The 267-nt window shown below is 70.0% G+C and carries 1 protein-coding gene; it reads right to left on the bottom strand.

Annotated elements, in window-relative coordinates:
• The coding region (locus tag SB719_RS20445; RefSeq protein WP_412159784.1) for a lysophospholipid acyltransferase family protein at window positions 1-267 on the bottom strand (267 nt) is incomplete at both ends.

The following is a 267-nucleotide window of genomic DNA, read 5'->3' on the forward strand; positions in this document are numbered from 1 at the left end:
GCCGCAGCAGCGGCCCGGAGCGGCGGTCGTCGCGGGTGATGAACAGCATGCCGGTCGCCTGCGCATACCAGTTCACGAACGGCACCCGGCGCATTTCGTCCTTCAGCAGGAAGCGCAGCGGCACCGGCACGGCACGGAACACCACGCAGATGTCGAGGATCGACTGGTGGTTGGCGACGACCAGGTAGGGCCGCGACCAGTCGATCGCCTCGGCGCCGTCGACAGTCAGGCCACCGGCGGCATCGAGCAGCAGCGGCGCCCAGCACG

It is taken from the genome of Pantoea sp. SIMBA_079, from assembly GCF_046940275.1.
GTDB classification, from domain to species: Bacteria; Pseudomonadota; Gammaproteobacteria; order Enterobacterales; family Enterobacteriaceae; genus Pantoea; species Pantoea borealis.